Origin of the sequence: Actinoplanes rectilineatus (genome assembly GCF_000962825.1) — a bacterium.
GTDB classification, from domain to species: domain Bacteria; phylum Actinomycetota; class Actinomycetes; order Mycobacteriales; family Micromonosporaceae; genus Actinoplanes; species Actinoplanes rectilineatus.
The window spans coordinates 1-24,010 of the sequence record NZ_JZKF01000027.1 but is presented as its reverse complement, the minus strand read 5'-3'; the positions used below and the strand labels follow the sequence as shown (position 1 = coordinate 24,010).

The 24,010-nt window shown below is 70.2% G+C and carries 26 protein-coding genes; 14 read left to right on the top strand and 12 right to left on the bottom strand.

Annotated elements, in window-relative coordinates; genetic code table 11:
* Window positions 1–52 precede the first annotated feature (52 nt).
* Window positions 53–913: a sulfurtransferase gene (locus WH85_RS54160; protein WP_425394658.1), complete on the top strand. Its 861-nt coding sequence runs from the start codon at window positions 53–55 to the stop codon at window positions 911–913.
* The gene (locus WH85_RS21190; RefSeq protein ID WP_052720604.1) at window positions 910–2,235 is read left to right on the top strand and encodes an FAD-binding oxidoreductase; all 1,326 of its coding nucleotides are present in this window, start codon (window positions 910–912) and stop codon (window positions 2,233–2,235) included. Before WH85_RS54160 ends, WH85_RS21190 begins: the two co-directional genes overlap by 4 nt.
* 126 nt (window positions 2,236–2,361) lie before the next feature.
* Here WH85_RS21190 and WH85_RS21185 read toward each other — a convergent pair whose 3' ends face one another.
* Window positions 2,362–2,949, bottom strand: a complete 588-nt coding sequence (locus WH85_RS21185; RefSeq protein ID WP_045743673.1) for a TetR/AcrR family transcriptional regulator — start codon at window positions 2,947–2,949, stop codon at window positions 2,362–2,364.
* A 73-nt stretch (window positions 2,950–3,022) separates the two neighbouring features.
* Between WH85_RS21185 and WH85_RS21180 the strand changes: the two genes are divergently transcribed.
* Window positions 3,023–3,445, top strand: coding sequence for a nuclear transport factor 2 family protein (locus tag WH85_RS21180; protein ID WP_045743672.1), 423 nt, complete (start codon window positions 3,023–3,025; stop codon window positions 3,443–3,445).
* Window positions 3,446–3,447: 2 nt separating this feature from the next.
* Here WH85_RS21180 and WH85_RS21175 read toward each other — a convergent pair whose 3' ends face one another.
* Window positions 3,448–3,930 carry a hypothetical protein gene (locus WH85_RS21175; protein WP_157411134.1) on the bottom strand — a complete coding sequence of 161 codons (483 nt, stop codon included), beginning with the start codon at window positions 3,928–3,930 and terminating at the stop codon, window positions 3,448–3,450.
* Window positions 3,931–4,011: 81 nt separating this feature from the next.
* On the bottom strand, window positions 4,012–5,223 hold the full coding sequence (locus WH85_RS21170) for an MFS transporter (protein WP_052720602.1): 1,212 nt from the start codon (window positions 5,221–5,223) through the stop codon (window positions 4,012–4,014).
* Window positions 5,224–5,306: 83 nt separating this feature from the next.
* Here WH85_RS21170 and WH85_RS21165 point away from each other — a divergent pair, with 83 nt between their 5' ends.
* On the top strand, window positions 5,307–6,209 hold the full coding sequence (locus tag WH85_RS21165) for a LysR family transcriptional regulator (RefSeq protein WP_045743751.1): 903 nt from the start codon (window positions 5,307–5,309) through the stop codon (window positions 6,207–6,209).
* On the opposite strand, the gene WH85_RS21160 is transcribed toward WH85_RS21165, so the two are convergent.
* Window positions 6,166–6,621, bottom strand: coding sequence for a carboxymuconolactone decarboxylase family protein (locus tag WH85_RS21160; RefSeq protein WP_045743669.1), 456 nt, complete (start codon window positions 6,619–6,621; stop codon window positions 6,166–6,168). The genes WH85_RS21165 and WH85_RS21160 overlap by 44 nt on opposite strands.
* Window positions 6,622–6,723: 102 nt before the next feature.
* Here WH85_RS21160 and WH85_RS21155 point away from each other — a divergent pair, with 102 nt between their 5' ends.
* A complete protein-coding gene (locus tag WH85_RS21155; RefSeq protein ID WP_045743750.1) occupies window positions 6,724–7,566 on the top strand; it encodes a sigma-70 family RNA polymerase sigma factor in 843 nt (280 codons plus the stop codon).
* A 24-nt stretch (window positions 7,567–7,590) separates the two neighbouring features.
* Here WH85_RS21155 and WH85_RS53035 read toward each other — a convergent pair whose 3' ends face one another.
* From WH85_RS53035 to WH85_RS21120, 6 genes are all read right to left on the bottom strand, one after another.
* Window positions 7,591–8,409 carry a GNAT family N-acetyltransferase gene (locus WH85_RS53035; protein ID WP_245674032.1) on the bottom strand — a complete coding sequence of 273 codons (819 nt, stop codon included), beginning with the start codon at window positions 8,407–8,409 and terminating at the stop codon, window positions 7,591–7,593.
* Between the two features lie 302 nt (window positions 8,410–8,711).
* Window positions 8,712–9,179 (bottom strand): DIP1984 family protein, encoded by a 468-nt coding sequence (locus WH85_RS21140; RefSeq protein ID WP_045743668.1) that lies wholly within the window; start codon window positions 9,177–9,179, stop codon window positions 8,712–8,714.
* Between the two features lie 131 nt (window positions 9,180–9,310).
* Window positions 9,311–10,435 (bottom strand): sugar ABC transporter substrate-binding protein, encoded by a 1,125-nt coding sequence (locus WH85_RS21135; protein ID WP_045743667.1) that lies wholly within the window; start codon window positions 10,433–10,435, stop codon window positions 9,311–9,313.
* 325 nt (window positions 10,436–10,760) lie between these two features.
* Window positions 10,761–11,480 (bottom strand): lysophospholipid acyltransferase family protein, encoded by a 720-nt coding sequence (locus WH85_RS21130; RefSeq protein ID WP_245674037.1) that lies wholly within the window; start codon window positions 11,478–11,480, stop codon window positions 10,761–10,763.
* Window positions 11,481–11,676: 196 nt separating this feature from the next.
* Entirely contained in the window at window positions 11,677–12,297 is a 621-nt protein-coding gene (locus WH85_RS21125) for a dihydrofolate reductase family protein (protein WP_045743666.1), read from the bottom strand.
* 254 nt (window positions 12,298–12,551) lie between these two features.
* On the bottom strand, window positions 12,552–13,976 hold the full coding sequence (locus tag WH85_RS21120; protein WP_045743665.1) for an RICIN domain-containing protein: 1,425 nt from the start codon (window positions 13,974–13,976) through the stop codon (window positions 12,552–12,554).
* Window positions 13,977–14,040: 64 nt separating this feature from the next.
* Between WH85_RS21120 and WH85_RS21115 the strand changes: the two genes are divergently transcribed.
* The 5 genes from WH85_RS21115 (at window position 14,041) to WH85_RS21095 (ending at window position 19,268) form a co-directional block, all read left to right on the top strand.
* A complete protein-coding gene (locus tag WH85_RS21115) occupies window positions 14,041–14,469 on the top strand; it encodes a hypothetical protein (protein WP_245674031.1) in 429 nt (142 codons plus the stop codon).
* Between the two features lie 546 nt (window positions 14,470–15,015).
* On the top strand, window positions 15,016–15,180 hold the full coding sequence (locus WH85_RS52330; RefSeq protein WP_157411133.1) for a hypothetical protein: 165 nt from the start codon (window positions 15,016–15,018) through the stop codon (window positions 15,178–15,180).
* A 300-nt stretch (window positions 15,181–15,480) separates the two neighbouring features.
* The gene (locus WH85_RS47185) at window positions 15,481–16,278 is read left to right on the top strand and encodes a helix-hairpin-helix domain-containing protein (RefSeq protein ID WP_157411132.1); all 798 of its coding nucleotides are present in this window, start codon (window positions 15,481–15,483) and stop codon (window positions 16,276–16,278) included.
* 173 nt (window positions 16,279–16,451) lie between these two features.
* Entirely contained in the window at window positions 16,452–17,840 is a 1,389-nt protein-coding gene (locus tag WH85_RS47180) for an OmpA family protein (RefSeq protein ID WP_157411131.1), read from the top strand.
* A gap of 606 nt (window positions 17,841–18,446) precedes the next feature.
* Window positions 18,447–19,268, top strand: a complete 822-nt coding sequence (locus WH85_RS21095) for a rhamnogalacturonan acetylesterase (RefSeq protein ID WP_045743663.1) — start codon at window positions 18,447–18,449, stop codon at window positions 19,266–19,268.
* An 18-nt stretch (window positions 19,269–19,286) separates the two neighbouring features.
* Here WH85_RS21095 and WH85_RS21090 read toward each other — a convergent pair whose 3' ends face one another.
* Window positions 19,287–19,808: a nucleoside deaminase gene (locus tag WH85_RS21090; RefSeq protein WP_245674030.1), complete on the bottom strand. Its 522-nt coding sequence runs from the start codon at window positions 19,806–19,808 to the stop codon at window positions 19,287–19,289.
* A 132-nt stretch (window positions 19,809–19,940) separates the two neighbouring features.
* Here WH85_RS21090 and WH85_RS21085 point away from each other — a divergent pair, with 132 nt between their 5' ends.
* Genes WH85_RS21085 through WH85_RS21070 form a run of 4 tightly spaced genes read left to right on the top strand, consistent with a single transcriptional unit; the run spans window position 19,941 to window position 23,820 of the window.
* On the top strand, window positions 19,941–20,810 hold the full coding sequence (locus WH85_RS21085) for a carbohydrate ABC transporter permease (protein WP_045743662.1): 870 nt from the start codon (window positions 19,941–19,943) through the stop codon (window positions 20,808–20,810).
* Window positions 20,810–21,625: a carbohydrate ABC transporter permease gene (locus WH85_RS21080; RefSeq protein WP_045743661.1), complete on the top strand. Its 816-nt coding sequence runs from the start codon at window positions 20,810–20,812 to the stop codon at window positions 21,623–21,625. The genes WH85_RS21085 and WH85_RS21080 overlap by 1 nt, the downstream gene beginning before the upstream one ends.
* A 1-nt stretch (window position 21,626) precedes the next feature.
* Window positions 21,627–22,859, top strand: a complete 1,233-nt coding sequence (locus WH85_RS21075) for an ABC transporter substrate-binding protein (RefSeq protein ID WP_052720596.1) — start codon at window positions 21,627–21,629, stop codon at window positions 22,857–22,859.
* A gap of 16 nt (window positions 22,860–22,875) precedes the next feature.
* The gene (locus WH85_RS21070; protein WP_045743660.1) at window positions 22,876–23,820 is read left to right on the top strand and encodes an arsenic resistance protein; all 945 of its coding nucleotides are present in this window, start codon (window positions 22,876–22,878) and stop codon (window positions 23,818–23,820) included.
* Here WH85_RS21070 and WH85_RS52325 read toward each other — a convergent pair.
* Window positions 23,817–24,010: hypothetical protein (locus WH85_RS52325; RefSeq protein ID WP_045743659.1), on the bottom strand; the 194-nt coding region annotated here is incomplete at its 5' end. The two genes, WH85_RS21070 and WH85_RS52325, sit on opposite strands and share 4 nt — an antisense overlap.

Here is a 24,010-nt window from a genome sequence, read left to right as displayed (position 1 = left end):
CGCCGAGGGCACCCCGGCCGCGTCGCTGGACGACGCCGACCTGGCACAGACCCTGCCCGGCCTCGCCCCGGCCCGGCCGCCGGTCCTCATCGACGTCGCCTCGCTGCAGCAGAGGATCGCCGGCGGACGGGCGCCGGTGCTGCTCGACGTCCGCTGGGCACTCGGCGACCCGGACGGCGAACTGCACTACCGGGAGGGACACATTCCCGGCGCGGTCTACGTGGACCTGGACACCGAACTCGCCGCCCACACCGACGACCCCGCCGCGGGGCGGCACCCGCTGCCGCCCCTCCCCCGGCTGCAGGAGGCCGCCCACCGCTGGGGCATCACCCGCGAGGGCGGCGTGGTGGTCTACGACAACAGCGGTGGGCTCGCCGCGTCCCGCGCCTGGTGGCTGCTGCGCTGGGCCGGGGTTCCGGACGTGCGGATCCTGGACGGCGGTCTCGCCGCCTGGCGGGCCGCGCGGCACACCGAGGAGACCGGCATCGCCGCGGACCGGCCCGCGGGCGACGTGGTGCTGGTCGCGGGTCACCTGCCGACCCTGACCGCCGACGAGGCCGCGGCCCTGCCCGGCAACGGTGGCACTCTGCTCGACGCCCGGGCGGGCGAACGCTACCGCGGCGAGGTCGAGCCGGTCGATCCGCGGGCCGGGCACATCCCCGGCGCGGTGAACCTGCCCACCGGGGAGAACCTGCGGGCCGGGGTGCCGCTGTTCAAGACCGCGGAGGAACTGGGCGACCGGTTCGACGGGGTGCAGGGGGCGGTCGGCGTCTACTGCGGATCGGGGGTGACCGCGGCACACCAGATCGCCGCGCTCGCCGTCGCGGGCATCGACGCCGCGCTCTACCCGGGATCCTGGTCGGCGTGGTCCAACGACCCGTCCCGCCCGGTGGCCACGGGCGCTCAGCCGTGACCGTCGACTGGCTGGCCGGACTCGACGTCGACTACCGCACCGACCCGGCCTTCCTCGCGACCCGGCGACTGGACCGGTCCGGCTGGGAACCCGAGGGCAGCCCGTCGGCGGTGGTCCTGCCCACCAGCGTCGAGCAGGTGCAACGGGTGCTGCAGGGGGCGTCGGCGTCGCGTACCCCCGTGGTGCCCCGCGGCGCCGGAACCGCCCTGACCGGGGCGACCACCGCGGGGTCCGGCACGATCGTGCTGGACCTGTCCGGGATGAACCGGATCGTCGACATCCGCCCCGCCGACGGGGTGGCCGTCGTCGAACCCGGCGTGATCACCGCCGACCTGGACCGGGCCGCCGCCGGACACGGGCTGCGCTACGCCCCCGACCCGGCCAGCCTGGAACTGTCCACGATCGGCGGCAACATCGCCACCAACGCGGGCGGTCTGCGCTGCGCCAAGTACGGCATGACCCGCGACTCGGTCCTCGGACTGGACGTGGTCCTCGCCGACGGCACCCTGATCAGCACCGGACGGGCCACCCTGAAAGGCGTCGCCGGGTACGACCTGACCGGACTGTTCGTCGGCTCCGAGGGCACCCTCGGCGTGGTGGTCGGGGCCACCCTGCGCCTGCGCCCGCTGCCGCCGCCGAGCGCCACGATCGCCGCCGCCTACCCCGACTTCGCCACCGCCGTGGCCGCCTCGGTCGCCCTCGCCGAGGCCCGCGTCCAGCCGGTCCTCGCCGAACTGCTCGACCGGGCCACGCTGCGGGCGCTGGCCGCCCACGGGCATCCGATCGACGGCGACGCCCTGCTGATCGTCCAGCTCGACGACGGCACCGCCTCGACCGACCGCGCGCTCGCCGCCCTGACCCCCGGGTCGACCTCGATCCGCAGCACCACCGACCCGACCGCCCTGCTGGAGACCCGCCGTCAGGCGCTGCCCGCGATCGAGAGGCTGGGCCGGCCGCTGATCGAGGACATCGCCGTTCCGCGGTCCCGGATGGCCGACGCGGTCCGCGCCATCGAGGAGATCGCCGCCCGCCATGACGTGCCGATCTGCACCCTGGCCCACGCGGGCGACGGCAACATCCACCCGATCATCGTCGCCGGCCGCCACGACGCGCCGGTCCCCGAGGCCGCGCAGCGGGCGGCCGACGAGATCTTCGGGCTGGCGCTGGACCTGGGCGGCACGGTGACCGCCGAGCACGGCATCGGGGTCCTGAAGCAGGCGTGGCTGGGCAAGGAGCTCGGCGGCCCGCAGCACGCCCTGCAGCGGCAGATCAAGGCCCTCTTCGATCCCGGCGACATCCTCAACCCCGGAAAAGCTCTTTAACCCCTTTCCGGGTACGCGAAAAGGACGTCCCGCCCGTCCCCACCAGGCCGTCCCCGCTGAGCCGTCGCCCACGGCCTCCCTGACCCAGCCGTCGCCCACGGTTGAGCGACTGCCGGTGAACCCTGGTCAGCTCCGCCTGGCGAGCGCCGGCAGCACCACCCCGTCGATGATCGTGGTGAAGAACGCCAGGTCCACCGGCTGCCGCAGGACCAGCGCCCGATGGCTGGCCATCGCCGGGATCACCTGGGCCATCGCGGCCACGTCCGCGGCGGGATCCGCCTCGCCGCGGTCGACGGCCCGCTGGATGAGGTGCCGGTAGGCGTCCACCGACGGTTCGACGATCGCCGCGCTGACAGCGGCGGAGACATCCGGGTTGCGGCTCATCATCGCGGTCACACTGGCGAGGATCCGCATCCGGCGGTCACCGCTGCCGAGCCAGTCCGGGTCGAGCATGGCCAGCAGGTCACCGCGAAGGGCGCCGGTGTCGGGGAGCCGGCCGGTCTCCAGGTCGGTGCGGTCGGTGCAGGCGATGGCGGCGAGGATGAGCTCGTCTTTGCCGGCCCATCGCCGGTAGATGGTCCCTCGCCCGGCACCGGCCCGGGCCGCCACCATCTCGATGGTCAACTCGGCGTAGCTCGTCTCCACCAGCACGTCGAGGACAGCACGCAGGATGTCCGCGTCCCGTGTCTCATCGCGTTTGCGCCCCACAGTCACCCGGCAACAGTACTAGATAGTTCCGGTACTGGATAGTTGCGGAACTGGCCGATACCGTTTTAGGCTCGCCGCCATGATGATCAATACGGACCAGGCCGACGTCACCGCGGTGCTCTACCGGGCAGCCCGGGCGATGGACAGCCGGGACTGGGACCTGCTCGCCGACTGCTACGCCCCTGACGCTCGCGGCGACTACACCAATGCCGTCGCCGAGGACCGCGACGCCATCCTCGCCTCGGCGCGGGGCTTCCTCGGAACGCTCGACGCCACCCAGCACCTGGTCGGCAACGTCGAGGTGACCGTGGACGGCGACACGGCGACCACTCACGCGACCTTCATCGCCCAGCACGTCCGCGCCGGCGGCCACTTCCTGATGGGCGGCAACTACGACGACACGCTGCGCCGCACCGCCGACGGCTGGAAGATCACCAACCGCCGGATCCGCGGCATCTGGGCCGACGGGGATCCGGCGGTGCTGACCGTCGCGGTGAGCTGAACCTAGTCGCCGCCACCACCACCGTCACCGCCGCCGTCGCCGCCGTCCGAGTCGGAGTCGTCGCCGTCTCCGGACCGGACCCGGCCGCCCCGGGTGAACATCACCTTGAGCCCGAAGAAGACGAACAGCAGGGGCACGACGGCGAACAGCAGATCCATCGGGGCCGGGTCGACCCGCGCCTCGTCGCCGTCCACCCGCCCGGCGATCCTGGTGCCGTCGGACAACCCGGTCCCGGTGATCGTGCCGGTCACCTCGGCGCCGTCCAGGGTCCAGGTGGCGGCGCAGGTCATCTCCCCCTCGATGGTGCTGGAGTCGTAGCAGTCGCCGAGGACGGTGACGACCGCCTCGGGCTGGGTGAACGCGACCGCCGACGGCCACCCGAACTGCCAGAACACGAAGGCACCGACCAGGACGAACACCGCACCGAAAGCGAGCCGGACGAGGGCCGACCACAGCCGGAACAACCCCGACAAAAGCTTGATCATGGGCCGAGACAGTATCGGCAACCGTCAGTGCCGGCGTCCACCGGGCGAACGTCGGCACGCAAACGGGATACGCCCCGCTGCTCACCGGGTGGCCGGCTGCGGATCGGGCACCGCCGCCAGCACGGGGATCCGGCGCAGACCGGTCGCCAACAGGCCACTGATCGCGACGAACACCGCGCTCATCGCCACCACCGCGGGCCACGCCCCGAGGGTCCAGGCGGTGCCGGCGAGACTGCCGAAGACCGACGAGCCGGCGTAGTACGCGAACAGGTAGAGCGAGGCCGCCTGCGCCGCCGGCACCCCACCCGCGTGGGCGCGGACCGGCACCCAGCCGCTGGCCACCCCGTGCACGCAGAAGAATCCGGCGGTCATCACGGCCAGCCCCACCACCGTCAGCGGCAGGTTGTCCGGCACGGTGAGCAACAGCCCGGCCGCGAAGACCGCCGCGCCGACCGGCATCACGGCGCGGCGCCCGTACCGGTCGGCGAGCCGCCCGGAGAGTGCCGAGCTGATCGACCCCATCGGGTAGACCAGGAACACCGCGCCGGCCGCGCCCGCCCCGAGCAGGAACGGTTCACTGGTCAGCCGGAACGCCATCGCGTTGTAGACGGCGACGAACGCGCCCATCGCGCAGGCGCCGATCGCGTACAGGCGCAGCAGGGCCGGATCGGTCAGGGCCCGCCGGCTGACCGCGTGGCCGGGCCGGGGCACGAAGTGCCGCGAGGCCGGGAGCAGCAGGGCTACGGCGATCGCGCAGAGCAGCCCGACGCCGGCAACTGCGGCGAGCGCCCACCGCCAGTGGAAGGCCTCGGCGACCGTTCCGGTCAGCAGCCGCCCGGTCATCCCGCCGAGCGCCGTCCCGCCGATGTAGAGCCCGGCCGCCCGCGCGTGCGTCGACTCGTGCAGTTCCTCGCGCAGATAGGCGGTGGCCACGGCCGGCAGCCCGGCGAGCGTGATCCCCTGCAGCAGCCGGAGCCCGAGCAGCATGTGCCAGCCGGGCGCCACGGCGCAGGCCAGGCCGACCAGGGACGACAACCCCAGGGACAGATGGATCAGACGGGTACGCCCGAAGCGCTCCGACAACGGCCCGGTGATCAGCAGTGCCACCCCGAGTCCGATGGTGGCCAGCGACAGCGACCACGCGCTCTGTGCGGGCGTGACGCCGAACGCCGCGGACAACTCCGGCAGCAGCGCCTGGGTGCTGTAGAGCAGGGCGAACGTGGCGACGCCGGCGGCGAACAGCGCCACGGACACCCGGCGGTAGCCGGGCTCACCGGCGCGGTAGGTGCTCACCGGCACACTGTCCGCCCGGTTCCGATCATGCGTCCAATGCATGTCTCTCATGAATCCGATACGCCGGACGTATGATGCGGGTCGTGCTGCTCGACGATCTCCGTGGCCTGCTCGCCCTGGGTGAGCACCGCCACGTCACCGACGCGTCCGCCGCCCTCGGTGTCAGCCAGCCCACCCTGTCCCGGCTGCTGGCCCGGGTCGAGGCCGAACTCGGCGCGCGCCTGTTCGAACGCGACGCCCGGGGCGTACACCCCAATCCGCTCGGCGACGTCGCGCTGGAGGCGGCCCGCGAGATCACCGGACGCTACGACCGGCTGCGGCGTGACCTGGCCGGGATGCTCGATCCGGAGTCCGGGACGGTCCGGCTCGCCTTCCTCGACTCGATGGCCACCTCGCTGGTGCCGCGGCTGCTGCACGACGTCCGGCAGCACGCCCCGCGGATGCGGATCGAACTGCGCCAGGAACCGGCTCACGAGATCCTGCGCGACGTCGCGGCCGGGGTCGCCGAACTCGCGCTGACCTCACCCCGGCCGGACGGCCCGTACGACTGGCTCGGCCTGCAACGGCAGAGCCTGGTCCTGATCGTGCCGCCCGGCCACCGCCTGGCCGCCCGCCGCCGGGCCGGACTGGCCGACCTGGACGGCGAGGACTTCGTCACCATCCCGGCCGGTTTCGGGTTCCGCGCCCTGGTCGACGACCTGTTCGCCGCCGCCGCGGTGACACCGCGGATCGCCTTCGAGATCGGTGACCTGGCCACCATCGAGGGCCTGGTCGGCGCCGGTCTCGGGGTGGCGATCGTGCCGGAGCCGTTCGCCGGCGCCTCCGGCACGATCGGCATCCCGTTGACCACGGCGGGCGCGGAACGGATGGTCGGCCTGGCCTGGCGCGCCGACCGGCCGCTGGGGCCGGCCGCCGCGCGCTTCCTGGCGATCGTCGAACGGATCAGCCCCAGTTCTTCGGAGCCATCTGCCGGGTGGTCGCGTTGATCCGGTTGAAGAAGTTGGTGGTGGCGATCCACAGCACGATCGCCCCCAGCTCCTTCTCGCCGAAGTGCTTCGCGGCCGCGGCCCAGACGTCGTCCGGGACCGGGTCGGACCGGTCCGCCAGCCGGGTGGCCGCCTCGGCGAGCGCCAGCGCGGCCCGTTCCGCATCGGTGAAGTACGGCGTCTCCCGCCACGCCGCCACCGCGAACAGGCGTTCGTCGCTCTCGCCGTTGTTGCGCATCGACCGTGCGCCGGAGTCCACGCAGGCGCTGCACCCGTTGATCTGACTGGCCCGCAGGTGCACCAGCTCGAGGACGGCCGTCGGCACGCCCGCCGAGTGCGCCGACTTGTAGAGCAGGCCGATCGCCTTGGTCAGATCCGCGGGAAGCCGGTCGAAGCCGAGTCGTTCTTCCATGGTCGTCTCCTGTCACATCCGTCCGGTGGTGCTCGTCGAACAGGTGACGAACGGTTCCGCACGGATGTGACCGAAGTGACCGCGGTCACACGGGAGGATGCGATGAGCGACACGACGCGCGACGGGCTGGCCGACCGGTTCGAGGAGAACCGGCCCCGGCTGCGGGCCCTGGCGTACCGCACGCTGGGCTCGGCGGCCGAGGCCGACGACGCGGTGCAGGAGACCTGGCTGCGCCTGGACCGGGCCGGGGCCGGCGAGGTCGACAACCTGCCCGCCTGGCTGACCACCGTCTGCGGCCGGATCTGCCTGGACATGCTGCGGTCCCGCACGACCCGCCGCGAACAGCCGCTGTCCGAGATCAACGATCCACCGTCCGCGGTCGAGTCGGTCCTTGCCGATGAGGTCGAGGCCGCGCTACTGATCGTTCTCGGCACCCTCGCCCCGGCGGAACGGCTCGCCTTCGTGCTCCACGACCTCTTCGCGGTGTCCTTCGACGAGATCGCGGTGGTGGTCGGGCGTACCCCGCAGGCCTCCCGCCAGCTCGCCAGCCGCGCCCGGCGCCGGGTCCGGGCGGCCGCGCCGGCCGCCACCGAACCGCGGGGCCGCGCGGTCGTCGACGCCTTCCTGTCCGCCTCCCGCGGCGGCGATCTCGGTGCTCTGCTGGAGCTTCTCGACCCGGACGTGGTGCTGCGCGCCACCGGCGAGGCCGCCCGGCTGGACGCGCAGGGCGAGAGACGCGGTGCCGAGGTGGTCGCGCGCTACTTCGCCGGAAAGGCGCAGGCCGCGGTGCCGGCCCTCGTCGACGGCGCCTGGGGCTTCGCGGTCTTCATCGGCGGCGAACTGCGCGTGGCCGTCGCCATGGAGATCAAAAACGGTCAGATCCTCGGGCTCACTGCGGCCTCCAGTCCGGCGGCCCTGGCCGGGCTCACCGTCACCCCCCTCTGATTGCGGGGGTACGCACCACGCCGCTCAGCCCCGGTAATGGCGCAACCGGACCGGCTCGCCGAGCGGGCCGGTCCAGTCCGCGTCGGTGGTCCCCTCGTACCGCCAGCCGGTCGCCTCATAGAACGCCACCGCCGCCGACCGCTTCTGATCAGTGACGACGAGGGTCAGCGGGTGCCCCTGCGCCGCGGCCCACTCCCTGACCCGGTCCAGCAGCGACCGCCCGACCGATCCACGACGAGCCGCGGGAACGACGAACAGGCGGCACACCTCGATGTCACCGCTGTCCCGCCGTTCGACCGCGACGTGCCCGCCGATCGTCGCGCCCGCCCCAACGGCCACCCAGGCGGTCAGCAGCCCCGGTGGGGTGAGCCAGCCGCGCGGGTCGGCGGGCCAGTTCAGTGGATACCCGTCCGCCTCGTGCACCGCGCGCAGGGCCGCCACGCAGTCGTCCAGGTCGCCCCCGCACCGTTCCCGGATCGTCGTCATCGTCGAATGATCGCCGATCCGCTCCGGGCCCCGGCACCCGACGTGCAGGAGTCGCTCCCGGGGCACGCCGGCCGCGGTCAGCCGATCGGCCAGGGCACGCGGCGGATGGTCGATCAGGACGGTCACCTGGTGGTCGTCGCCGAGCCGGCACGCCGCGGCCAGCGCACCCAGGTTGATCGGGTCCAGCCGTCGCACGTCGGCAAGGTCGAGGACCAGGCGCGCCGGGCGGGTGTGCCGGATCGCCCGCACCAGGGTGCGGCTCAGGCCGAGCGCGTCCTCCGCGTCCAGCGTGCCGTACGGGTGGATCACGAGGGTGCCGTCGGGGTCGACACTGACGTCGACCGTACTGGCCGTCATCGCGCCAACGTTAGGGACGATGCACCCCCGGGTCGACCCCTCCCCCGGAAAGTTCACCTGGTCACGTCGATGTCACGAACGAGGCGGAGTACACCCCTTGCCCGCCCTCGCCGTCGTGGGTCCACACCAGGTGGTGAGATGTGCACTGTGCGCCGTCACCTGTGCGGTGTGCTGGGCATGCGTTGTCAGACGGGGAGTCGAACCCCTGCGCCCGCCCCCGGCGCGCCAGCATGAGCCGGAAATGCCCGCCGGCTCTCGGGTCGGTGCGCGCCCCCACGGCGACTACCCGCTACTCCGCCTCGTCAGTCCAGCAGGTCGACCTCCCAGTTGCTCCGCTGGACGAGGGTGTCCACCTCGCGGATCTGCCGGGCCAGGTCGTCGGCGCGGACCCGCAGTTCGGCCACCGGCAACGCCGCGATCATCTTGAGCTCGGACCTCAGCTGCCGGTACGCCCGGTGCCCGTCCCCCGCTGCGGCGTCCGCGGCGGAGCTCACCGTCGCGTGCCGCATCCGCAGGACGTCCCGGCGGGCCAGCGCGTCGGTCAGCGTGGTGCCGTCCTCGAGGCGGGTGGCGGCGTTGGTCCGGTTGATCCGCCGGATCAGCGTCTCCAAATCGGCGAGCACCGCGTCAGCCTCGGCGAGCAGCGCGGCCGCGTCCTCGGCGGGCGGCTCGCCCTCCTGATACCGCGCGTTCGCGGTCACCCGCGACCGCAGCTGTTCCGCCCGTCGTGTCGCGTCCGCACGCAGCGCCAGCGCCTCCGCAAGCTTCATGCCCCCACTATCCCACCCAAGATCCGCATTCGTCGCGCCCACCCCGCCGCGCCGGAACGCCGCCGGGCCGGCGTCCGGGGATCAGTGGGCTGATCCCCGGACGCCGGCCCGTCCGCTGCACTACCGGAGAATCAGTCGATCAGCTTGGCCTTACGGCACTTGCCGGCGTAGCTGCCGTCGCACAGCTCGGCGACATCGACCGCACCGCTGGCGACGACGTCGCCGATGTTGTCGATGGTGATCGCCTTCGGCTCCACCTGACGGAACGGGACGTACGCACCCGACTCCGGGTCCTTCAGCTTGCCGGCGATCTGCGGCTTGACATCGTTGTACAGGCCGATCGCCAGCTCGGCGGCCGCGTCGGCCTCCAGCTTCGTCTCCTTGAACACCGTCATGCACTGGTCGCCCATCAGGATGTGCTGGAGGGCGTCGAGGCTCGCGTCCTGCCCGGTGACCGGGACCTTGCCGTTGAGCTTCTTGGCCTTCAGCACCTCGATGATGGCGTTCGCGATGCCGTCGTTGGCGGAGAGGACACCGTCGATGTTCGGGTACTGCCCGAGCATCTGGGAGAAGATCTCCCGTGCCTCGTCCTCTTTCCAGTCCGGCACCCACTGGTCCGGCCCCTTGGTGAACGTGGCGCTGTCGTACAGGGGCTGGAGGACCGAGTCGTAGCCGGTCTTGAACAGGGTGGCGTTGTTGTCCGTCGGCGAACCGTTGAGCTCCGCGACGAGCGGGTTCTCCACGTTCTTCTTGCCCAGGCACGTCTTCAGGTGCTGGGCCTGCAGCTTGCCGACGAGCTCGTTGTCGAAGCTGACGTAGTAGTCGGCTCCACCGTTGAGCGTCAGACGGTCGTAGTCGATCACCGGGACGTTGTGCGCCTTGGCGTCGTCGATGACCGCCTTGCCGCTGGCCGAGTCCAGGTTGGCGATGATCAGAACCTTCACACCGCTGTCCAGGAGCTCACCGGCCAGCCGCTTGAACTGCTCACGGTCGCCCTCGGCGTTGACGATCCGGCTGGGGATCTTCTTGGCGTCGAACGCGGACTTGAGGTACTTGGCGTCGGCGGTGGCCCACCGGTCCGTGGTCGTGTCGGGAAGCACCACGCCGATGCCGTTGGTACCGCCCGTCCCGCCACCACTGCTGCCGGTGGTGGTCGATCCGCCGTTGTCGCTCGGGTCCGAACCGCTGTCACAGGCCGTCATGGTGGCCGTGGCCAGCAGACCGATTGCGGCCAGAGATATCAGCGACTTGCGCATGCGTTAGAGGTCCTCTCAGGGATGAGCCCGAGTTGGGTGGCCACACTGAGCGGTCCGCCGGGCATCGACCGGCATCCCGCGGGAGCACCATCGGGTGGGGGTCCGGCGCCCAAGATTATTTACTTCTGACCACTAACCGCCAAATCTAGATCCATCGTTACCGTCTCGCCGCTTTTGCTCACTCCATGCACATGCGAGCTGGGAGGCCTTTCGATGAACGCGGAGAGCGATGATAGATATCGGTCAGCAGGTCGACATGACCGTCAGGTTAATACACAACGGCGATGACAAAACCGTCCGATGTGACCTGTTTGCGCCGCGTTGTTCAGCGCGCGGCGAGCGCCGCAGCGATCACGTCCCGGGCCGCTTCCCGCAGCGCGGTCACGTCACCGGCATAGTCGCCGGGAACCAGCGGGGGCAACACCTCCACCCGGGCGTCGACCTGCTCACGCAGCACCAGACCGTGTTTCGGCAGGGCGCGCCGGGTCCCGTGCACGGCGATCGGAATGACCGGAACGCCGTTGCGGACCGCGAGTTCGAACGCCCCGTTCTTGAACGACTGCAGCGAACCGTCAGCGGTCCGACGGCCCTCCGGAAAGATCATCACCGGGGATCCGGCCTTCAACAGCCGGTCACAGTGCGCCATCATCCGCCGCACCGACTCCCCCGATCCGCGCACCAACGGCACGTAATCGTTGAGCCGCATGTTCCAGCCGAGCACAGGAACCTTGAAGATCTCTTGCTTGGACACCCACTTGTACGGCCGGAACAACCCGAACAGCACGAGGATGTCGATGAGCGAGGCGTGATTGGCGACCAGGACCGCCGCCCCCTGCCACGGCAGGTGCTCCCGCCCGCTGATACGCAGCCGCCACAACGGGTTGACGCGGACATAGAACGACGCCCACGCCGACGAATACAGGTGGAGCGCCACTCTCCGCCGGTCGAACGGCAGCGTCACCAGCCAGACCAGCACCGCGCCCACGAAGAAGAAGGGGCAGGTGACCACGATGAACGCCCAGTACAGCGCCGAGAAGACCAGCATCACGACCGCCATCGTAGGACCCGCCCCGACCGTCTCCGCAGGCCAGGCACCGGCGCACCCCCGGAACACGACCGCCGGCACCGCCGAAGGACACGCCCAGCACCGCCGAAGGACACGCCCAGCACCACCGACGGACACGCCAGCACCGCCGACGGACACACCCAGCCGGCTGACGCCCGCCCAGCGGCGGGAGCGGTCACTCGCCCTTCGGGACGTCGCCGGCGTCGCGGACCTCGTCGTAGCCGACCGCGGCCGGCGCCTCACCCGGCGCATAGATCACCCGGATCACGCCGGTCGGGAAGACCTCGGTGGCCGTCACCGTCAGGTGGTAGGCCCGGTCGCCCTCGTCGAACAGCTTGCGCCCCTTGCGAGCCGCCACCGGGTGCACCAGCAGGCGCAGCTCGTCGACCAGGCCGGCGGCGAGCAGCTGCTGCACCACCGAGATCGAGCCGGGCACCAGGATGCCCTTGATCGCCGGGTCGGCCTTGAGCGCGGTGACCGCCTCGGTCAGCTCACCGGTGATCGCCTCGGAGTTGCGCCACGTGAACTCCGGCGACTGCCGGGTGACCACGATCTTGCGGATGTCGCCGAGCTGCTTGGCGAACGACGCGTCCTCACCACCGGCGGCCTCCCGCTCCGGCCAGGCCCCGGCGAAGCTGCCGTAGGTCTCGCGGCCGATCAGCAGCACGTCGGCGGTCTCGTAGTCCTCGGTGACGGCCCGGCCCATGTTCTCGTCGAAGTAGACGAAGTGCCAGGCAGGGTCGATCTCGGCGACACCGTCGGCCGAGATGAACAGGGTGGAGACAACCTTCGCCACAGCGGGATTCCTCTCTCACGGTGCCCGGACCGGCCCCGGCATGGAACCGGCGCCCGAACCGGCTCCACAACGAACCGGTGCCCGAACACTAGACCGCGGGTACGACACTTTTACCCGGAAGCGCCCCCACTCACCGGACGGGAGCAACCACCCGGGCATGCCCCGGCGCCCGCGCTACGACCTGGGGAGGCACCGGGGCCGCGAAGGTAGCCCCGGTGCCTCCGGTCACGCGTACGAGAAAAGGAGAGAGGAAGCTAGAGCGCCGTGCGGGACCACTGCTGGTTGTTGCCGCTGCCGCAGGTGTACTGCTGGATGTCGGTGCCGTCGGTGGTTCCGGAGGAGACGACGTCGAGGCATTTCCCGCTGTGCCGGGCGACCAGCCGGAAATAGCTGCCGTAGGCCTGCCACTGCCATTGCTGGTTGGTTCCGGCGCCGCAGGTGTACTGGATGACGTTCGCCCCGTCGGCGGTGGAGGACGAGGCCACGTCGAGGCATTTCCCGCTGTTCTGGTTGACGACGTTGACGTATCCGCCGCCCGCCTCGCGGAATTCCCAGCGCTGGTTGACGCCACCGTTCCAGGTCCACTGCTTGATCTCGGCGCTGTCCGCGGTGGAGGAGCTGATCACGTCCATGACCTTGCCGCTGTTACGGTTGGTGACCTGAAAATAGGACGGCGGATTGCCGGTGACGGTGCCCGCGGCCGCGTCGATCGTCAAGGTCGGATACCACGCCAGACTCATGCTCGTGCTGCTCGGGAACGTGATCGGCAGCCAGACGTACTGCGAGTCGTTGACCGGCCCGCTCCACGCCCCGGCCCAGCGGTCACCCATGTAGAGGTAACTCGTCGTGCTCGTCCCCTGAATGGGCAGCACGTAGGTCGGCTGTGACCGGAAGGTGCTGCCGTCGCCCACATTCGTCCAGCTGGTCCACGGGCCGCTGATGCTCGAGGCGGTCGCGTACTTGGCCTGGTTCGGGCTCCACCCGGTGGCGCCGGAGGTGAGCAGGAAATACGTGCTGCCGCGTTTGAACATCGCCGGGGCCTCGCGGTGCGCGTCGTTCCAGAAATTGCCGACGAGCGTGTCGACGTTCAGATAGTCCGCGGTGAGCCGGTAGATGTGCAGGTCGTAGTTCTCGTCGGCCGCCGAGATCATGTACGCGGTTCCGCCGTCGTTGTAGAGCGTGATGTCGCGCGACATGTAACTGCCGAACGGCCGGAAACTCCCGTGGTAGGTGTAGGTGCCGTCGACGGTCGCCGACGACGCCACCGCGGCGCGCGCCTCGCCGTAGTCGGTGCCGTTCTCCTTGTGCATCCACATCACGAACCGGCCGGTCGACGCGTTGTAGATGACCTTCGGACGCTCGATGTTGGCGCCCTGCAGCTCGGTGGCCGCGGACGGGGTGAGCACGTTGTTGCGGAACTCCCAGTTCTTCAGGTCGGTGGACCGGTAGACGGAGACCGCTTTGAACGTGTTGTCGGTGTTGCGGTTCTCGCCGAACCAGTAGTAGTAGTCGCCGACCTTGAGCACGCCACCCCCGTGGGCGTGCAGGCCGGCGCCGCTGGTGTCGGTGAACTGGATGCCGTTGGTGACGGTGACCGGGGCGGCCTGGGCAGGCGCTGCGGGCAGCAGCACCGCCGCGGCGAGCACGAGGACGGCCGTGAACGCCTTCGTAACATTCATGAATTGCGATGTTAACGTAACCAGCCCCGCTTCCGGCAGAGGCAATTTGGGAGCGCTACCATTCATGATCAGCAAGCCCGTCGCCCCGACCGGAAGGACCGCAGCCATGATCATGTCCCTGCTGCTGGACCTGGTGAACATCCTCGGCGGACTCCTGCTCGCCATCCCACTGCTCGGCCGCGCGCCGGTGGTCGGCCACGACCTGGGCAGATTCGCCGCGAAGATGGCACCGTGGCGCTGGATCATCGGCGTCATCGCCCTGGTCGCCGGCGGCTACTTCCTGATCGTGCACGCGTTCTCCGGCCCGAACGTCTTCCACTTCGAGATCGTCGGCATCGCGGTCGGCATCTGCCTGGCCTGGGAACGCCTCACCGGCCGCACCCCGATCGCCCCGGAACCGGGCACCGACGCCACCGGCCGCTGGCTGGCCCTCGGCATCTTCGGCGTCATCGCCATCATCGTCGGACTGCAGGGCCTGGTCACCCCCAACTGACCGGTCACTCTCCTTCCGGGGTACGCCCACAGCACTCGAACAGGCGCACAGAGCCACCAGCCGTCGACCACGGTCGCCGCCCGGGAGCCACGGACGAGCCGTGCCTGACGGCCGGCCCGACCAAGCCGTCCACCACGGTCGGCCACAACCCGCCGACGAGCCACCACCAACGGCCAGCCCGACCGAGCCACCACCAACGGCCAGCCCGACCGAGCCGTCCACCACGGTCGGCCACAACCCGCCGGCAAACCACCACCAACGGCCAGCTCGACCGAGCCGTCGGCTACGGCAGCCCAGCGAGCGAAACTCAACCACCGACGACGGCTTGGAGTCACCAGCCGTCAACCACGGTCGAATCCAACCCCCGAACGAGCCACCACTGACGGCCGAACCAACCGAGCCGTCCACCACGGCTGCCCAGGAGACGAAACTCAACCGTCATCGACGGCAGGGCCGCCTCAGCCGTCACCTACGGCTGCCTGCACCAGCAACTGGCGTGACGGCGGGCAGGTTGGACAGCGACACAGGTCGGACTACTACGGCAGCGTGACGGTGGCCGTCGTCACCACCACCGCCGTCGTCACCGTCGTGGCCACCGCTGACACCACAGGCACTGCCGTCGCTGCCGTCGCTGCCGTCGCTGCCGTCGCTGCCGTCGGCTCCGTCGCCGTCCTGGACTGGTCGCGCGGGGACGGGAGTGCCACGCGCTGAAGTCGCGGCGGCTCAGTGCGGGCGCGGCCGTCGAGTGCATTCGGAAATGGTGAGCCGCGTTATTTCCAGCCCTTCCCGGCATCCGGAAGCGGCGCCCAATCCGTAGCCGAACACTCACTCACGGCGCATTAGTGCGCATTTTGAGAATGGTTGATCAACCGTATATCCTCATTGGGCAGTAGCGGGCCCGGACGCGGGAATCCGTCATCGCACCCTACCCAGGAACGCCTTTGCATGCGGGCGTGAAGTGCGATACACCCTGTTCACGGCGCTTCAGCGCGTCCGCACCCGGAGGTAACAATGGTCTGGTTCATCGGCCAGTCTATCGTCTTCATCGTTCTCGCATTTCTTCTCGGACTATTGGCTGGAAGACTTTCCACGCGACCCGCGAAAGCACCTTCCGAACCCATTTCCGAAAAGTCCGCGGAACCTTCGGCGCCAACCATTGACCCCGCTCCGGAACCACACGTTCACGACGACGAACTCGAACGCATCGAAGGTATCGGCCCGGTGATGGCCGCGGCCCTGCGCGTGGCGGGCATCCGCACGTTCAGCAAGCTCGCCGACACCGACGACGACACGAAGCGCGCCGCCATCAAAGCCGCCGGTCTCTCTTTCGCCCCGAGCCTGGTCACGTGGAGCCGCCAGGCCCAGCTGCTGGCTGACGGCGACGAGGACGCGTTCGCCGAACTGACAGCCCGCCTGATCGCCGGCCGCGACACCGAGGCCCTCCACGCCCCCAAGCCGTCCCCCACCCCCGGCCAGTCCCGTGACCCCGAAACCTCTCGCAACCCTCGGATCTCTCGCAACCCTCGGATCTCCCGCAACCCTGAAGCCGGCCGCAGCGCGGATACCACTCACAAAGCCGAGCCTGTTCATGGGACCGAGGACGTTCGCAGAACCGAGACCGTTCGCGGTGGCGAGGCGGCTCGCGGTGGCGAGGACCCTCACGCCTCCGAGGCCGCAGGCGAATCCGACGCGAGTAGCGGGTCCCCGGCCGTTGGCGGATCACCGGCCGTTAGCGGATCACCGGCGGTTGGTGCCGACGCTGTTGCTCACGGCGTCAACACTGTTCGCGGAACCGAGACTGTCCGATGACCGGCCTGATTCGCGGTGCAGGCCACATCGTCGGTGCACGCAATCGCCGACGCATCACGACCCGCTCGATCATCGCCTCCGGAAGCCACGACTCTTCGGCGAACGCTGGACCCGAGGTTGATCAGTCAGCTCCTGTCGACTCAACGAAGGTCGCAAAGGGTGCTGGCAGCTCCGTGAGCGACAGCGTCAACACGACTGATTCTGTCAACACGATCGATGCCGTCAACATGACCGATAGCGTCAACATGACTGGCGCAGTCAACACGAGCGGCACGAACGGCACGAGCAGCACGAGCAGCACGAACGGCACGAGCAGCACGCGGTTTGTTGGTGGAAAGGGCTACGAAGGCAGCCTGGGCGGTGGGCTGACCTCGAAGAACTCCGGCAAGGCTGCTACGGCTGGGCCTGGGGTGGCGGTTCGGGGGAAGCGGCGCTGGGGTTCGCTGGTGGCCATCGTGATCGGGTTGGCGTTGATCCTCGGACTTCAGCTGGTGCCCAACCGGCACCGCATCGAGGATGACCTGACCAGCCGAGCAAGTGCCGCCCTGGCCACCGCGGGGCAGAGCGGCAGCACAGTTTCGTTCACGGGACGGGATGGGCTGGTCGTCGCGGGAACCTCTGCGGACGCCGAGCGGGCGCGGGAGATCGTCGAGGACGTGACCGGAGTCCGGACCGTCGATATCCGCGTCGGAACCGGCCAGGACAACACCGACGACGGCACGGACGACGGTGCAAACGGCGACGCGAACATTGACAACAACACGGACAACAACACGGATGCCGGGAACAGTACGGACGATGGCGCCGGTGAAGACGTGGATGGTGGGGAATCTGCTGGGGAACTGCCTGCGCCAGGGCCCGCTTCGTCTCTGGTGGTCGAGGTCCGCGGTGGGCGGGCCGTCATGACGGGTGTCGTGCCGTCCTCGGCGGATCGGGCGGCAATGGCGGCTGCAGTGACGGCAGCGCTCGGAGCGCGGGCTGTCGACGATCGGGTCGCCGTGGCGAAGGACCTCAGCGGCGGATCTGCGCTTGACCGGCTGCCTGCCATTCTGCGGGCTCTGCCCGATGGCGGCGACGGGCTTTCGGTACGCCTGGAGAACAACGTCGTGTTGCTGGCGGGGGTGGCTCCTACGGCAGCGGCGCACGCGGCGCTCGCTGAGGCCGCCGCGAAGTCCGGGGTGACGGTTGTCGACGCCATGACGGTGGCTGACCTGCAGACGCAGTTCGACAGTGTGCCCGCGCCGGCTTTCCGCACCAACAGTTCGGCGTTGACGCCCGAGTCTCGGGACGGGCTTCGGGAACTCGCTGACCTGCTTGAGGCCAATCCGGACGCGCGGATTCGGATCGGGGGGCATACCGATTCCCGGGGGGCCGCGGCCATGAACAAGGCGCTCAGTGAGAAGCGTGCCGAGTCGGTGGCGGCCGGCCTGCGCAAACTCGGGGTGGATCGGGAGCGGCTCACGGTCGTCGGGTACGGCGAGGCCCACCCGAAGGTCCCCAACGACACCGCTGCTCACCGGGCCGTCAACCGCCGTGTCGAATTGACCGTCACCACCAGCTGATCAACGACATCGCGTCCTGGAGGAACGGGACGAGTGAGCCGTGGCGCGGCGCGGGCATCCCCGTTCGGGACGTTCGCGCCGCGGCCGGGTCCGCGAGCGGAACAGCGGCACCAACAGTGATCACGCCCGGGAACACGAGACACGTTTCGTCATCGGGGTCCGCGTGGTGACTTCAGCCGCCCAGCACACCCGTAATCACCACGCACCAGCACGAGCGTGGTGAATTCGACCGCCCAGCACGCCTGAAGTCACCACACCCCAGCACGAGCGTGGTGACTTCGGGTGCCCTGTGCGCTTGAAGTCATCACGCGGACGGGTTTCGCACCCTGACCGCGGAACGTGTCTGGATCCGGCGCACCGGATCACCGGGGATGCAGCCGGGCAGCCGGGCAGCCGCGGACCGGGAATCAGGGAGCGAGACCTGAGACTGGAACCTGGGGCTGGGGAACGGAGCCGCGGGAGGTGACTGCTCCCACGAACGGCACAGCCCGTCGGGCGCCGCGGATTCGGGCAGACTCCACAGCGTACACATAATGCGGTTCTGCAGCGGGAAAGCGCTTGCCTCAACCCTTGCCATGCATAGACGATCGTTGATTACATGGGCGCATGGACCTGAACCGTAGAGTGCTGCTGCAAACCGTTCTCGGTGGTGCGATCGCGGGCACCGGAGCACTGACCGGACCAGCCCAGGCGCATCCCCAGCGGCGGCCGACGGTGTTCGTGGCGGGGGATTCCACAGCCGCCACCTATGCCACCGCCGACCACCCCCGCGCGGGCTGGGGGCAGGCCCTGCCGGTGTTCCTGCGGCGTGGGATCGGCGTGACGAACGAGGCGCTGTCCGGGGCGAGCTCGAAGAGTTTCGTGGATCTCGGGCGGCTGGACCGGATCCTGACGGCGCTGCGGCCGCACGACGTGCTGCTGATCTCGTTCGGTCACAACGACGAGAAGATCGAGGATCCGGCGCGGTACACCTCACCGTGGGGCACCTTCCCGGAGTACCTCAGCCTGTTCATCGACGGGGCTCGGGCCAGGCGGGCCACGCCGATCCTGGTCACGCCGGTGGAGCGGCGGCGGTTCACCGCGGACGGCACGCCTTATCCGTCGCACGGGGAGTACCCGGATTCGATGCGGGCCCTGGCCGCCGAGACCGGCACGCCACTGATCGATCTGACCGCGTTGTCGTTCGCATTGTGGACGAAGCTGGGGCCGGAGGCGACGAAGGAGTATTTCCTGTGGCTCGCGGCCGGGGTGTCGCCGAACTATCCGGACGGGGTCTCCGACAACACGCACTTCCACGCGCACGGCGCGATCGAGGTGGCGCGACTGGTGGCCCGGGAGTTGCCGTTGAGCGATCCGCGGGCGCTGCACCGGACCGACATCCCGGATGATTCCCTGACGTGGCCGCCGACGAGGCCGGCGGAGAGCTGAGGCCGGCGTGTCGACGGTTCAGTCGATGCGGTAGTCGGGCAGGGCCGCCATCCGCTCGGCGTACCGCTGGAACGAGCCGTCCGGCGCCGCCGCCGCATATCGGGCGAACTGGTCGCGGCATTCCTTGCGCAGGTAGCCGCCGGTCACTGTCGGCAGGTGGGAGAAGGACATGTCCTGACTCGCGGGCCGCCACACCGCCGGCACGCCCGCGGCGCCGTCGTCCGGGGCTTCGAGGCCGTAGTACACCCGCCGCACCCCGAAGGCCATCGCCGCGCCGAGACACATCAGGCACGGTTCGAGGGTGACCGCCAGGGTGACCGGCCCGTCGCGGCGGGTCCAGCCGAGTCGCCGGTCGGCCTGTTCCATGGCGAGGAGTTCGGCGTGCACGAGCCGCCGGCCCAGGGTGCGTTCCTGGGTGTAGGCCCGCCCGATGATCTCGTCGCCCATCACGACCACCGCCCCGATGGGCAGTTCACCGGCCCGCATCCCGTCCTCGGCGACATCGAGCGCCAGCGCGACCATTTCCTCCTCGGGTCTCATCATTTCACTGTGCCATGGCGGACGGCCGGGTCGTGGGCACGCGACCCGGCCGGGTGATCAGCGCCGCATGAACCCGTCCTACGCGCGCGGTTCACCGACGCGGAGGTCGCGATCACTTAGCCTCGTAGGCCTATGGGTGATGCAGAGAAACGGCCCTGGGTCGGGTACGCGTTCCTCGCGCCCAGCCTCGTCGGCGTCGTCGGTTTCCTCGTCGCGCCCGTCGTCGTGGTCGCCGTGATGAGCCTCTACCGCTGGGATCTCGTCAGCCCGGCACGGTGGGTGGGCACGGCCAACTACCGGGTGGTGCTCACCGATCCGGCGTTGATCCGGTCGCTCGCGGTCACCGCCCTGTTCGTGGTGATCGTGGTCCCGGCGCAGACCGGTCTCGGGCTGTGCACCGCCCTGTTGCTGGACCGGCGGCTGCCCGGCAGCGTGGTGTTCCGGGCGATCTTCGTGGTGCCGTGGATCAGCGCGCCGCTGGCCCTCGGCGTGGTGTGGCGGTGGATCCTCGACCCGTCAGACGGCGCTCTCGACGCGCTGCTCGGGCAACGGGTGGAGTGGCTGACCAGCCCCGGCCTGGCACTGCCCGCCGTCGCCGCGGTGACGGTCTGGACCAACGTCGGCTATGTGGCGCTGTTCTTCCTGGCCGGGCTGGCCGGGATCCCGGGGCAGTACCGGGAGGCCGCCCGGATCGACGGCGCCGGCAGCTGGCAGACGCTGCGGCTGGTCACGCTGCCGCTGCTGCGCCCGACGACGTTCTTCGTGCTCACCACCGGGCTGATCGCGGCGTTCCAGACGTTCGACACGGTCTATGCGATGACGCGGGGCGGGCCCGGCGGGCGGACCGACGTGATCGCCTCGCTGATCTACCGGGAGGCGTTCACGAGTTTCCGGATGGGCCGGGCCGCGGCCATGTCGGTCCTGCTGTTCCTGCTGTTGATCACGGTGACGGTGGCACAGCAGCGGTACTTCCGGCGGCGTACGACCTATGAGGTGGCCTGATGGTGCGCACCACGATCACCTATCTGACGCTCGTCGCCGGTGCGGTGCTGACGCTCGCCCCGTACCTGCTCAGCGTGCAGACCTCGGTGAAGACGCCGGCCCAGTTCGCCGCGGAGTCGCCACTCGCGCCGCCGTCGCCGGTGAGCACGGCGGCGTACGCGGAACTCGTCGTCGGCGGTCACTCGCTGATCCCGCCGCTGGTCATCACGGTGCAGGTGGTGATCCTGGTGGTCGTCGGCCAGCTGACCTGCTCGGTGCTCGCCGCGTACGCCTTCGCCCGGCTGGAGTTCCCCGGGCGCGACGCGGTGTTCCGGCTCTACCTCGCCACGCTGATGGTGCCGGTGGTGGCGACGGTCGTGCCGCGGTTCGTCATCGTCAGCGAACTCGGCCTCCGTGACACGTTCGCCGGGCTGGTCCTCCCGGCACTGTTCGGCAGCCCGTACGCCGTCTTCCTGCTCCGTCAGTTCTTCCGCGGCATCCCGGGTGAGCTCGTCGACGCCGCGTGCCTCGACGGCGCCGGGCATCCGCGGGTGCTGTGGCACGTGGTGCTGCCGCTGAGCCGGCCGGTCCTCGCCACCCTGGTGATCATCACGGCGGTGACGCACTGGAACGACTTCCTGTGGCCGCTCGTGGTGACCAGCGGTGAACGCTGGCGGGTGCTGACCGTGGCGGTGGCGGCGCTGCAGAGCCAGTTCGCCGGGAACTGGACGCTGGTGACGGCCGCCACCACGCTCGCCACCCTGCCGCTGCTCGTGCTCTTCCTGGTGTTCCAGAAGCACATCGTCCGGTCCATCACGATCACCGGGATGAGATGACATGCGCGTCCTGCTGCGTCTGTTCGCCGTGCTGGTCCTGCTCGGCGGTTGTTCGGTCACGCCGGAGAAGGACACCGGCACGGTCACCTTCCGGCTCTGGGACGAACAGGTCGCCCGGGCCTACGAGGAGTCGTTCGCCGCGTTCACGAAGCAGAATCCGGGGATCACGGTGACCGTCGAGGTGGTGCCGTGGGCGGACTACTGGACGAAACTCGCCACCGACATCGGTTCGGGAACCGCCCCGGACGTCCTCTGGACCAACACCAGCAACTTCGGCCTGTACGCCGACAACGGGGCGCTGCTCCCGATCGAGGATCCGCAGCGGGCCGGCTGGACGCCCTCGGTCGTCGACCTGTACACCCGCGGCGGGAAGCTGTGGGGCGTCCCGCAACTGTGGGACACGATCGCCCTGTACTACAACAAGGACCTGGTCACGAAGGCCGGCGTCGACCCGGCGGACCTGACCTGGAACCCGGCCGGCACCGGAGACACCTTCCTGCCCGCGGCCCGCGCGCTGACCACCGGCAACGTGTACGGCTTCAACGCCTCACTGGACAACCAGGGCGTGCTCTGGGACTTCGTCGGTTCCAACGGCGGCGCCTGGCAGGACGGTGACGCGTTCGTCTTCGCCGACCGGCCGAAGACCGTCGAGGCGGTCCAGTACCTGGTCGACCTGATCGGCGAGGAGCACGTCGCGCCGCCCGCCGCGGACACCACCACCAACGGCGACAAGACGCTGCAACTGTTCACCCAGGGCCGGCTCGCGCTGTTCCAGTCCGGCCCCTACCACCTGCGGGCCATCCACGAGGGCGCGTCGTTCCCGTGGGGGATCGCGCCGATGCTCGCCGGGCCGGCCGGGCGGGTCAGCGTGGTGCACGGTGTCGCCGCGGCGGCGTCGGCCGCAACCCGCAACCGGGACGCCACCGGCCAGGTGCTGCGGTGGCTGGGCTCCGCGGAAGGCGTCCGGCCGATCGCCGAGGGCGGGTACGCGTTCCCCGGCGTCACCGCGGCCGAGCCGGCGTTCACCGCGTACTGGAAGAAGCAGGGTGTCGATCTGCGGCCGTTCCTGGACGCGGCCCGGGGCACCACGTTCCCCGCTCCGGTGGGTCCTCGGGCCGGGGCCGGCACAACCGCGGCGGGTAGCGTACTGGAGCAGGTCTTCCTGGGGCAGTTGGGCGTCGAGGAGGGTCTGCGGCGGGCACAGTCGGCCGCCAACGACGCCATCGAGGAGTAGGTATCGAGGAGTAGGTATGGAACGGCGACAGATCCCCCTCTATCTGGTCGCCATCGCCGCCGGCGCGGTCACCGGTCTCGTCGTCCCGCAGGCCGCCCCGGCTCTCGGCCACGCGGTCACCCCGGTGCTGGCGTTGCTGCTGTTCGCCACGTTCCTGGGGGTGCCGCTGGCCGAGATCGGCCGGTCGGTGCGCGACGTGCGGTTCCTCGGCACGGTGCTGGGCGTGAACTTCCTGGCCGTCCCGCTGCTCGCGGCCGGGCTGTCCCGGTTCGTCGCCGACGACCGCGCTCTGATGCTGGGGGTGCTGCTGGTCCTGCTGACCCCGTGCATCGACTACGTGATCGTGTTCACCGGCCTGGCCGGCGGCGCCCGGGCCCGGCTGCTCGCCGCGACGCCGCTGCTGATGGCGGCGCAGACCCTGCTGCTGCCGGTCTACCTGGTTCTGTTCGCCGGACAGGACGCGCTGGCCGCGGTCGAGCCGGGACCGTTCACCGAGGCGTTCCTGGTCCTGATCGTGCTGCCGCTGGCCGCCGCCGCGATCGTGCAGGCCCGGCGGGCGCGGCGGGTCGAGCAGGCGATGGCCGCCGCGATGGTGCCGCTGATGATGCTCACCCTGGCCGTGGTGGTCGGCTCGCAGATCGCCGCGGTCGGCGCCGAGGCCACCGTCCTGCTGCGGGTGGTGCCGTTGTACGCGGTGTTCACCGGTGCCGCGGTCCTGGCCGGCCGGGTGGCCGCGCGGGTGGCCCGGCTGGACGTCCCGGCCACCCGGGCGGTGATGTTCTCGGCCGCGACCCGCAACTCGCTCGTCGTGCTGCCACTGGCGCTGGCCCTGCCGCCGGAGCTGCGCATCGCGGCGCTGGCGGTGGTCACCCAGACCCTGGTGGAGCTGATCGCCATGGTGGTCCTGATCCGGCTGGTCCCCCGGATCACCACCGGGGACAGCACGCCTGTCGCGGCCTAGACCCGTGTCGTGGTCAGGGCGAGAAACCCATCCGCGTGGTGATTTCGGGCGCGCTGGACGCCCGAAGTCACCACACCCATGACGGTGTGATGAATACGGGCGCGCTCGACACCCCAAATCACCACACCCATCACGGCGTGACGAATACGGGCGCGCTCGACACCCCAAATCACCACACCCATCACGGCGT